The organism is Bacillus cereus group sp. RP37, from assembly GCF_040459695.1.
Lineage (GTDB): Bacteria > Bacillota > Bacilli > Bacillales > Bacillaceae_G > Bacillus_A.
Window position 1 is genome coordinate 4,665,899 of sequence record NZ_JARVHP010000001.1, and the last position, 11,667, is coordinate 4,677,565.

Sequence of the window (11,667 nt, forward strand, 5' to 3'; positions counted from 1 at the left end):
GTTTCACTTTATCCCCTCCCCTATTACATCCACATTACGGAATTAACAACAGAATCATGAAAAATATACTTATTATGACAAATGTTAAGAAAACTCTTTCTTTATGAAATCGAATCCATATGCGTTGCTTTTCTACCTATTATATGGCTAAATAGTTACTATATTTATTTGAAGGGAGAGAACGCAATGGAACATCACACTTCTGTTCTATCACTTATGGTTGTCGTTGCAATCGCGTTTTTCGTTCCCCTTTTGTTACAACGCTTTAAATTAAAAGCACTTCCTGTCGTTGTTGCAGAAATCATCGCAGGAATCTTTGTAGGTAAAAGTGGATTTAACATCATTGAGCCAGATATGTGGCTTCAAGTCTTATCAACACTAGGATTTATCTTCCTAATGTTCTTAAGTGGTCTAGAAATTGACTTTTCGATCTTTAAACAAAAAGGGAAAAAGAATACGACAAACGAACCAAACACATTCCAAGCAGCAAGCATTATCTTCTTATTTATTTTCATCTTATCTTATGCTCTATCATTACTATTCGTATGGCTAGGATTCGTAGATAATGCAATGTTTATGACTTTAATTATTTCAACTATTTCTTTAGGTGTTGTTGTACCAACATTAAAAGAGAATAACTTAGGAAAAACGGCAATCGGACAAATCATTTTATTAGTTGCTGTTATTGCAGATTTAGTTACAATGATTTTACTCGCTGTATTCGTCGGATTAAATTCCGAAAGCGGCCAAAGCATGTGGCTCCTTCTTCTTCTATTCGGTGCTGGTATTGTTATTTACTTCGTTGCAAAACGCTTTAAAAACATTCCATACTTAGATAGCTTAAAAGCTGGTAGTGTACAAATTGATACACGAGCTGTTTTTGCACTCATCTTAATATTAGTCGGGTTATCTGAATCTGTTGGAGCTGAAAATATTTTAGGTGCCTTCTTAGCGGGTGTACTTGTATCGTTATTATCACCAAATGAAGATATGGTTGAAAAACTGGATTCCATCGGCTACGGTTTCTTCATCCCTATTTTCTTCGTAATGGTTGGTGTAAATTTAGAGGTTTGGTCTATTTTCAAAGAACCTTCTAGTATGCTCATGATCCCAATTTTAATTGTGGGACTCTTTATTTCAAAACTGTTACCATCACTCGTCTTACGAAAATGGTATCCACGTAATATCGTACTGGGAAGTGCCATCTTATTAACATCGACACTCTCTTTAGTTATTGCAGCTGCACAAATTGGTGAAAAACTAGGAATCATCAGTCCAAGTTTATCTGCTTCCCTTATTTTAAGCGCAGTTATTACTTGTATTTTCGCACCTATATTATTTAAAAAGATGTTCCCGAAAGTAGAAACACCAAAACCAAAAGTTTCTATTATTGGTGCGAGCAGAATTACACTTCCATTATCACTTGATTTAAAACGAGAAGATTATGACGTGACACTATATATGATGCGTCAAAATAAAATAAATGATGAGGAAGCGAAATCGCATGACTTCCCTATCGTGAAATTAGATGACATCACAATTGCATCATTAACTGAACAAACAGCGTTTCATGCAGACCGCGTTGTTGTTGCAACAAGCGATGATGAACAAAACTTATTATTAGCAGAACATGCAAAGGAGCTAGGTGTTGAACATGTTATTGCAAGTGTAGAAGATCCACTTCTACAAGAAAAAGCAACGCAAGAACATATCGCCGTATTCTCAACAATTAACTCTACACGTATTCTATTACGTGCACTAATTGATAAACCGAGTCTCGTTCGCTTGATTACAACAGCAAACGAAACAGTCCGTGAAGTGGAACTACGGAGTAATAAATATAACGGCGTTGCACTTCGTCGCCTTCCATTTTTAGGCGATGTACTCGTCATTCAAATTTATCGTGGGAATAAAGCATTAATCCCACATGGTGATACAAGCCTACAGCACGGCGATACATTACTTGTAACTGGCTCAAAAGAACACATCGATACACTTAAAAGCATATTAGAATAGAAAAATGCCCCTCACATAATTGAGGGGCATTTTTTTCCATTTTATATGGTAAAATGTTACTATCATATATTATGAGGATGGATCACATTATGTCTATTGTAACTTTAGCTCTCTTATTATTAGCGGAAGTACTCGTTGCCATTATTCTCATCGGTGTTAGCATTGAAATTTGTAGTTACGGATGGAAAAAATCAAATGGAATAAAATACTCTTGCCTCCTACTTTCACTCCTTCTCGGAACTGCTAGCATACTCGGACTTTTCGCCGCACCTGCCTATTTCTTTATACAACTAACAGAAAAAGCCTTATAGGAAAGGATGTTAATATGATTACTGTGAAAAATATTGATGGATCTGAAACTTACGTATTACGTCAAAAAATTTTACGCCCGAGTCAAACGTTAACAGATTGTAAATACTCTTCCGACTATGAAACAGATACCTTTCACTTAGGCGCATTTATAAACGATGAACTTATTAGTATCGCTTCCTTCTCAAAAGAAATATACCCTGACTTACCAGCAGGTATGCATTATCGTCTACGAGGAATGGCAACATTACCTGAGTTTCGCAATAACCGTGCTGGAAGCTCATTAATTCAGAAGGCGGAACAAATCTTGCAAGAACGTCAAGCAAATATTTTATGGTGTAATGGCCGAGTTACTGTAGCTGACTATTACAAGCGCTTAGGCTTTCAGGAACATGGTGAGATATTTGAAATTGAACCGATTGGCCTTCATAAAGTACTGTATAAAAAGATATAAGAAAAGCTTTCCGCAGTATGGGAAAGCTTTTCTTATATTTCAATCTTCACTTTTTATTTTTTTCATATATATGTATATAAACAAACTAGGAACTAAAAAACAAGCAAACATAATAAGCCCTGTCATACTAATTTCCTTTATCGAAATATCTGGTGTTACAATAATACAAATAGCTAAAATCCCAATAACAATACCTACTGGAATGAATAATAACTTCATAAAATAACTGCGCGATACTCCCCCTGTATGCTCATACACTTCCACTGAATTTTTCAGATTTAAAAAGTTTATAACTATTATCCCGCCCATAAATACCATTAATAAATCCGAAACACTTTCATATCCTGCACCTTGCAAAACGTAGCGATAAAAAACAATACCTAGTATGATAATATTTTGTAAGATAAAAACTAATCTAATATGTTTTAGCCCCTCAATCATTAAACGTTCATCTTTCACGATTTTCATCCCCTCACTCCTTGTCCTCCCAAAACAAATCATTCAATGTTTTATCTACCGCATAACAAATTTTCAAACATAAATCTAAAGACGGGTTGTATTTCCCCTTCTCAATTAAACTAATCGTTTGCCTTGTAACGCCTACTTTTTCTGCTAATTGTTGCTGTGTTAAATCTAACTGAACACGCGCGACTTTTATTTTACTTACAGCCATTCATGTTCCTCCTCTACTCTTAGTGTAACATATATATTCCATTAAGTAATTTATAATTTACGTAATTGATTTAAGTTTCACTTTATTATACACAAAAAAGGAGCCTCTCATAAGAAGCCCCCTCTCCTATATCTATATTATAAGAATAAATGACATCCAAATAAAATTGTAAATAAGTATAGTAACGGATGTACTTCCATCCCTTTCCCTTTCACAATTTTTAAGACTGGATACACTAAAAACCCAATCGCAATTCCATTCGCAATACTAGACGTTAACGGAATACCAACGAAAATTAAAAATGCTGGTAACGCATCTTCAAATTCATTCCAATTAATATCACGAAGACTTTGTGCCATTAAACTACCTACAATAATTAATGAAGGAGCTGTAATAGCGGCTACACTTGATAGAGAAGCAATTACAGGGCTGAAGAATGCCGTTATAATCGTTAGACCGACAACTACAATACCTGTTAATCCTGTTTTACCACCCGCGGCAATACCAGCTGACGATTCAATCGTCGCTGCTGTTGGGCTTGTTCCAAAGATAGAGCCTGTAGTCCCGCCGATTGCATCTGCAATAAACGCTTTACCAAAACGTTTCTCTGTATTATCTGTAATTAAACCTGCTTGTTTAATTAAACCGAGTAATGCACCTGTTGTATCAAATAACAGTACAAGTAAAAATGAGAATACAACGCCATATAATCCGTATTCAATTACATCTGAAAAGGCGTTGATTGGATTTGAAACGATAATACCCTCTGGTAAATGAGGCATCGCAACAATTTTATCCGTGAACTTCAGTTGCCCTGTAAAGAAGGCGATAACTCCTGTCACAATCATACTAATAAATAATGCACCGCTCACACGCAATGCCATTAATACCGCCGCTAATATTAAACCAATTAGAGTTAAAATAACAGCTGGAGAATGGAAGTCACCAATCGTAACTAAGTTAGATGGATGATCAACGATAATTCCAGATAGACGTAATCCAATAAAAGCAATAAATAACCCAATTCCACCTGCAATCGCATGTTTTAAACTGTCAGGAATTGCGACAATTAGCTTTTGCCTAAATGAAGTGAAAGATAATAAAAGAAAAATAATACCTGTTACAAATACTGCTGAAAACGCAATGACATATGTAATTCCCTCTGCCTGTTGAACAACAGAATAAGCAAAATACGCATTCATTCCCATAGCTGGAGCAATAACAATTGGATAGTTAGCTAAAAACGCCATACATAGCGTCCCTACAACCGTCGCAATAATAGTTGCCGTAAAAGCTTGATCAAATGGTACACCTGCATCAGATAATATTTTCGGATTGATGACAAGAATATACGCAAATGTAAAAAAAGTTGTGATGCCAGCTAAAAGCTCTTGCTTCACAGAAGTGTTATATTTTTGTAATTGAAACATGGTTATGTACCCTTCCTACATCTGAATTATTATCACACATTCTTTTCTTACTAGTATGTGAGAAAATATAATACTTAATCTTAACAATCAATAAAAAGAGGAGTCAATATATTCACTAATAGTTCGAATTTTAAGTTTAAGTCTGACAAGTACAGATGTAGTACAGCTCGTCACGATTATTTTTGTAGCATAACAGATAAAAATGTTTTATAATTTGAAATAGTTAAATATTTAGGTAGCTCATTCTACAAGGGGGATTCTTCTTATGCAGCACACAAACAAATCTGGAACTTTAAACCGTGGTTTAAAAGAACGACACATTACTTTAATGTCACTCGGTTCAGCTATTGGCGTTGGACTCTTTTTAGGATCTGCTTCTGCTATTAAGCTAGCTGGCCCTTCTATTCTACTAGGTTATATGATCGCTGGACTCGTTATTTTTTTCATTATGCGAGCACTCGGAGAAATGGCAATTGAACAACCTGTTGCCGGTTCTTTTAGTAAATATGCTTATGATTACCTTGGACCACTAGCTGGCTATATTACCGGTTGGAACTACTGGTTCCTATGGGTTGTTACTTGCATGGCTGAAATTACGGCAGCTGGCATTTACATGCAGTACTGGTTCCCAGATATCCCACGCTGGACTTGGGCTTTACTCGCTCTATTATTAATGAGTGCTTTTAACTTCTTATCCGTAAAAGTATTTGGGGAACTTGAATTTTGGTTCGCTCTCATCAAAATTGTCACAATTATCTGTATGATAATTGTTGGAGCTGGTATTATTTTATTCGGATTCGGAAACGGCGGTATCGCTACCGGCATTTCAAACCTTTGGTCACATGGTGGCTGGTTCCCAAATGGTTTTTCTGGGTTACTGCTCTCTTTACAAATGGTGTTATTCGCTTATTTAGGCGTTGAATTAATCGGTGTTACAGCGGGTGAAGCTCAAAATCCGAAAAAAACACTCGCAAAAGCAATCGATAACGTATTTTGGAGAATATTACTGTTCTACGTTGGGGCTCTATTCGTTATGATGGCAATTTATCCATGGAACGAACTTGGTGAGAAAGGAAGTCCATTTGTATTAACATTCCAGCAAATCGGTATCGCAAAAGCAGCAGGTATTATTAACTTTGTCGTATTAACAGCAGCTCTTTCTTCTTGTAATGGCGGTCTATTTAGTACAGGCCGTATGCTATTTACATTGGCACAGCAAAAGAAAGCACCTGAAAGATTCGGTCGTTTAAATAAAAACGGTATTCCGAGTCAAGGAATTGTAGCAACTGCTATCGTTTTACTCATTGGCGTTATATTAAACTATCTCGTACCTGCAAAGGTATTTACATGGCTTACTAGTATTTCAACTTTCGGGGCAATTTGGACTTGGGGCATCATATTAGTCGCTCAAATTAAATTCCGTAAAGGATTGCAAACTGATAAAAAGGACAAGCTAACATATAAAATGCCTTTACATCCATTAAGTTCATATTTCTCACTCGCTTTCCTTGCACTAGTATTAGGTATAATGGCGTATTCAGAAGATACAAGAATCGCATTGATTGTCGGCCCAATTTGGCTTATTGGTTTAGCTATCGTGTATTACATGAAGGGATTTCATAAAATTGATGAAACACCTAATTCAAAAATTAGTTAAGTCCAAAATCTCTTCCTATTTACTAGGAAGAGATTTTTTCATTATTCTAACAAATATTTTTCAATTAAATTAACGCTATCTTTACACTATTTAATATTTTCTATCTTTCTTTCCACCCAAAAATAGATTACATTATTAAAGCAAATATTTTTATTAGGGGGATTCTTCTATGAAGAATAAAAAATGGATTACATTTTCTTTAGCAACAGCAATTACACTAAGTATAGGAGCCTCGTTCATTCCGTCTACTTATGCCGAAAGCTCAGTAGACCCAGCTCCTGAAATTGCTGCAAAAGTTGTAAATCAAAATAACGGGAAGAAAGTATTATTCGATAATACACACGGTCAAACTGCCGGGACAGCTGACTGGGTTATCGATGGCGGCTTTTCTGACTTCGGAAACGGTATTGCCCAAAACGGATATCATGTAAAAGAACTTCGTAAATCAACACCTATTACGTACGAAGATTTAAAAGACTACAATGTTTTTATCGTTCCAGAAGCTAATATTCCTTACAAGAAATCTGAACAAGATGCAATGTTACAATATGTGAAAAGTGGCGGAAGTATTTTCTTTATTGCCGACCATTATAATGCAGATCGTAATAAAAATCGTTGGGACTCTTCTGAAGTATTTAATGGATATAGACGTGGTGCTTGGGATAATCCAGCAAAAGGAATGTCTAACGAGGAAACAAATTCACAAGCTATGCAAGGAGTAGAAAGCTCTGATTGGCTATCTGACAACTTCGGTATTCGCTTCCGCTATAATGCTATTGGTGATGTTTCAGCTAAAAACATTGTATCACCGGCACAATCATTCGGAATTACAGAAGGGGTTTCATCTGTAGCAATGCATGCTGGTTCTACTCTAGCAATTACAAACCCAAAACTAGCAAAAGGCCTTGTGTATCTTCCAGAAAACCCATCAAAATGGAATAACGCTGTTGATAGCGGTGTTTATAACAGCGGTGGTGTTGCAGAGGGTCCTTATGCCGCTATCTCAAAAGTAGGTCTTGGAAAAGCTGCTTTTATTGGGGACTCTTCTCCTGTTGAAGATGCTACGCCAAAATACGTCCGTGAAGACTCTGGTCAAACAAAGAAAACTTACGATGGCTACAAGGAAGAAAACGATGCTATCTTACTAGAGAATATCGTAAATTGGTTATCGAAAAAAGAGACATTTACAAGTTTAGATCAAGTTAATGGTTTACAACTTGATCTACCTACTGCTTTACAAACATTCGAACAACCAAGCTTATCAACAGAACCACAACCTGAACCTTGGAGCGCGCCAAATGCAGGTTATCAATGGTTTAATACAAATACTTTCAAACCAGGTTCATATGGTTATAACGGTGCGGTAACAGCAAGCGACTACGTAGTTACACACCCTAGCACTCTACCAAACAATGAAGTGTTCCAAATAAAAATTCAAGTAAATAACTTATTACCAAACACAACATACAATAATTACTCTTTAGGTATATTTACTACTGGCGGTACACAAGTAGCAAAGGTTCAAAATACAAATGGTACTTGGCCATCTACTTTTGGATATAGTAGTGCATTCTCTTTCACAACAAACAGCTTAGGTACTGCTGAGAAAATTGTGAACGTACAAATCGATTCAAATACAGCTGGACAAGCAACGCTTCGTCTACGCCAAAATACGACAGCGAAATACAATGAAGCTGTAATAATTAATAAGAAATAATGAAAAAGGCAATCCGGATATGGATTGCCTTCTTTTTACTTCTCTTCTTTTGAGAAAAACATTCTTGAAATAACGATACCTATACTACCTACTATTAAGAATAACACTGCCCTGATCATCATTGAAACTTCTGGTAAGTCTAGAAGGAATAGCTTTCCTATCGTTACGACTAACACGACTAAGCCGGCATACAATATTTCATTCATATTTTTATTCCGTCCAAGCCAAACGGAAAATAATGCATATACCATCCATAATAATGATACCGATACGCTTATTATACTTCCATCTGTAGAAAGCACTTCACCGACTCTAGTAATTACAATAAATACAATAACCATAAACCAATAGAGCGTTATAGAATAAACATATTTTCCAAAACTCATTAACACATCTTTCGCTTGCTTCATGCAGTAATAAAATGTACCTATTAAAATAATATGAGCAACGAACCCAGCTGAAATGAAATGATCAAACGGACTAAAAATAGTTTGTATCATTCCAATCGCGTAAACCGTCACACTAACATACAATTTTATCTGTTGTTTTACTTTAATAGCAGTCACCATACCGAGGAAACCTTGTAATAATAATACAATCGCTGCATTCACTAGACTATACTCATATAAAATCGCTAAACTAAATGCACCCATTGCGAAACCAAATAAAAGATTTGTAAATGTAGAATGTCTATTCTTCCTATATTCAAGCACGAACATAGTAGCGTGCACGAGTGCACTAATCATTAATCCCCATGTTGTGAATTCAGGTATTTTTGAAATGGCTAATATAAAGAGAACTGCATTCGCACTAAATATCGCCAAGCGTGGCTCTACTATAAAACTTCTCTCCGTAAACATATGCCAAAATAATAGTAAGTGAATTAAACCATAAGCAACTGTTAACTGTATTTGCAAATCCTCTACTAACATTGACATAATAGCAAAGAAGACAAAAAGGACAATAGCAGCAACAGCATAAGAAATCATATATAAATACTGATAACGATTTTTCAACGCATACCATAATAAGCTAAGTGTCAGTATCGTCTCATATCCAAAGAAAATATACGGATTAGGAGTCGTACTATTTAATAAGAAGGGTACGAAGAAAGCTCCTACCGCTACGAAGATAGTAAGATATTCCGATTGATACCTCTTTGCTACATAAATACCTAAAATGACCCATGCAATATTACATACAAACGCGACACTTGCTGGAATAAATCCATATAAATAATGTGCCGCAAATGTCGTTAAAACTATACCTGTAATACTGCCTCCCGCTAATACTAACCCTAACGCTTGCCGCTCTCGTTTAATTTGAATATCCCCTATATAATAAAAACCGATTGATAGGACAATACCAAACACAATTCGTATTGCTGGTGTTAATAATCCAGCATCTACCCCTGCTTTAAATAACCAGATTACTCCAAGTAACATAATGCCGACAAATATGCGCGGTAACCAAGTTTGGCAAAACTTAATAATATTAAATGGTTCTGGTTTAAAAGCAGATATATCCACTTGTTTTACCTCACGTTCTTGCACAGGCTCTTTTATTGTAACTACTTCTTCTTTTTGTTTTTCCTCCATTACCGTTTCAATATATTCTGTCTTTTCCTTACTAACATGTTGCTGAGCATTTTCTACTTCTATTTCTCTTTGTTTTGCTTTCAATTCAAAAAGCGCTTCTTGAATCGTTTCAATTGCCGTTTCAAGCGCTTCTATTTTCTTATTTAAATCCTCCTTCATACGCTCCCCCCTCATCACCTATTCAAAACCTATATATTACCAATTATCTTTATCATACTCTTAGTCTATTCATTTTCAATACTATTTTCCAAAAAAAAGAAAGGTGTTTTCCGAAATAGGAAAACACCTTTTACTTATTTATTCTTATTTAAAACTACACTAATGATAACGCCAATACAAGCACCTATAATAGCTGGAACAATCCACCCAACACCTTCTGTATAAAACGGAATATATTTCAATACTGGCGTCCACTGATTCAAGATTACATTTTTATTGAAAATATCAACTGCACTAAACAACGCTACAATCCCAACAGTTACTGCATATACGTATGCATACTTTCCAATATATTTATGGAATAACCCTAAAATAATTAGTGTTAATGCAACTGGATAAATAAATCCAAGAATCGGTACTGATACTTTTAAAATTTGCGTTAATCCTAAATTAGCTAAAATCATACTAACAAAACTTAATATAAATGCCCAAACTTTATACGCTACTTTCGGAAATGCACTTGCGAAAAATTGGCTACAAGATGTAACAAGTCCGATTGAAACACATAAACATGCGATCGTAAAAATAAGACCTAATAAAACGACTCCGCCTTGTCCAAATAATGTAGTCATCACTTGTGCTAACACGTTCGCCCCATTATCAAATGTCCCTAATGAGCCACTCATTGAACCAACATATCCAAGTATGACATAAATAATAGATAGTAATAGTCCTGCCCCAATTCCAGCAATACTCATATATTTCGCTAAACCTTTATCATCTTCAATACCTTTTGCACGTAAAGCATTTGCAATAACAATCCCAAAAATTAAAGCTGCTAATGCATCCATCGTTAAATACCCATCTAAAAACCCTTGGAACATAGGAGCTTGTCCATAGCTTCCAGTAGCCTCTTTTACACTACCTACTGATGTAAACATGCTCTTTATAAAAATAAGGGCAATCATCCCTAATAATAACGGTGTTAAAACCTTTCCGAACAACCCCATTAATTTAGACGGTGATAAGCTTAACCAGTACACAATACTAAAGAAAATAACCGTGTAACATAATACAACTACACTTCCCGCTTCTGGGAACAACTGACCTGGCCCCATTTCAAAAGCTAAACTTCCTGCACGTGGTATACCAAGACCTGGTCCAATAAATAAATACACGATACACGGAAAAATAATGGCGAATGAAGAATGAACCCGACCCGCTAGCGTTTGAAAACTTCCTGCTTTCGCAATAGCAATAACTCCCAATATAGGAAGACCTGTTGCTGATATAATAAACCCTACTAATGAAATCCACACATGTTCTCCCGCTTCATACCCAAGGAAAGGTGGGAATATAAGATTCCCCGCTCCAAAGAACATCGAGAATAACATAAGGCTAATCAGTAAAATTTCTTTTTTCTGTAACAATTTCATTTGTTTCTCCTTCTTTAATTTCATCTTTTATGAAATCAATTTCACATATAAAAAAAGTGCAATAATCCGCTTCCTAACAAAGAAAACATAGTCCATAGTCTATCACAAAAGAAACACCCATTCTATAGCTATCTCTCTTTTCCAATTTCTTCTGAAAAATCAACCTTTATTGACTTATAATAGTTAATAAGGTAAAATATTAAATGTACAAAATTATT

The 11,667-nt window shown here is 35.5% G+C and carries 10 protein-coding genes; 5 read left to right on the forward strand and 5 right to left on the reverse strand.

Annotation, left to right across the window (positions count from 1 at the left end):
• The first annotated feature begins 186 nt into the window (after nucleotides 1-186).
• The 3 genes from QCI44_RS24730 to QCI44_RS24740 are packed head-to-tail and all read left to right on the forward strand — an operon-like array spanning nucleotide 187 to nucleotide 2,779.
• A complete protein-coding gene (locus QCI44_RS24730; protein ID WP_000399985.1) occupies nucleotides 187-2,016 on the forward strand; it encodes a monovalent cation:proton antiporter family protein in 1,830 nt (609 codons plus the stop codon).
• A 53-nt stretch (nucleotides 2,017-2,069) separates the two neighbouring features.
• Nucleotides 2,070-2,327 (forward strand): DUF4022 family protein, encoded by a 258-nt coding sequence (locus tag QCI44_RS24735; protein WP_071743379.1) that lies wholly within the window; start codon nucleotides 2,070-2,072, stop codon nucleotides 2,325-2,327.
• Nucleotides 2,328-2,341: 14 nt separating this feature from the next.
• Nucleotides 2,342-2,779, forward strand: a complete 438-nt coding sequence (locus QCI44_RS24740) for a GNAT family N-acetyltransferase (protein WP_000633763.1) — start codon at nucleotides 2,342-2,344, stop codon at nucleotides 2,777-2,779.
• Between the two features lie 39 nt (nucleotides 2,780-2,818).
• Here the strand turns inward: QCI44_RS24740 and QCI44_RS24745 are convergent, their stop codons facing one another.
• The 3 genes from QCI44_RS24745 to QCI44_RS24755 all read right to left on the reverse strand — a co-directional run bounded on the left by QCI44_RS24745 (nucleotide 2,819) and on the right by QCI44_RS24755 (nucleotide 4,882).
• Nucleotides 2,819-3,247, reverse strand: a complete 429-nt coding sequence (locus tag QCI44_RS24745) for a hypothetical protein (RefSeq protein WP_000706642.1) — start codon at nucleotides 3,245-3,247, stop codon at nucleotides 2,819-2,821.
• A 4-nt stretch (nucleotides 3,248-3,251) separates the two neighbouring features.
• A complete protein-coding gene (locus tag QCI44_RS24750; RefSeq protein WP_000301180.1) occupies nucleotides 3,252-3,452 on the reverse strand; it encodes a helix-turn-helix transcriptional regulator in 201 nt (66 codons plus the stop codon).
• 137 nt (nucleotides 3,453-3,589) lie between these two features.
• Complete coding sequence (locus QCI44_RS24755; RefSeq protein WP_000487208.1) at nucleotides 3,590-4,882, reverse strand: NCS2 family permease; 1,293 nt, start codon at nucleotides 4,880-4,882, stop codon at nucleotides 3,590-3,592.
• 265 nt (nucleotides 4,883-5,147) lie between these two features.
• Here QCI44_RS24755 and QCI44_RS24760 point away from each other — a divergent pair, with 265 nt between their 5' ends.
• Nucleotides 5,148-6,539 carry an amino acid permease gene (locus QCI44_RS24760; RefSeq protein ID WP_016089272.1) on the forward strand — a complete coding sequence of 464 codons (1,392 nt, stop codon included), beginning with the start codon at nucleotides 5,148-5,150 and terminating at the stop codon, nucleotides 6,537-6,539.
• A gap of 169 nt (nucleotides 6,540-6,708) precedes the next feature.
• Nucleotides 6,709-8,256: a hypothetical protein gene (locus tag QCI44_RS24765; RefSeq protein WP_016089273.1), complete on the forward strand. Its 1,548-nt coding sequence runs from the start codon at nucleotides 6,709-6,711 to the stop codon at nucleotides 8,254-8,256.
• A 35-nt stretch (nucleotides 8,257-8,291) separates the two neighbouring features.
• On the opposite strand, the gene QCI44_RS24770 is transcribed toward QCI44_RS24765, so the two are convergent.
• The gene (locus tag QCI44_RS24770; protein WP_098986080.1) at nucleotides 8,292-10,013 is read right to left on the reverse strand and encodes a DUF2339 domain-containing protein; all 1,722 of its coding nucleotides are present in this window, start codon (nucleotides 10,011-10,013) and stop codon (nucleotides 8,292-8,294) included.
• A gap of 134 nt (nucleotides 10,014-10,147) precedes the next feature.
• Nucleotides 10,148-11,449: a branched-chain amino acid transport system II carrier protein BrnQ1 gene (gene brnQ1, locus QCI44_RS24775; protein ID WP_016089275.1), complete on the reverse strand. Its 1,302-nt coding sequence runs from the start codon at nucleotides 11,447-11,449 to the stop codon at nucleotides 10,148-10,150.
• Between the last annotated feature and the right edge of the window lie 218 nt (nucleotides 11,450-11,667).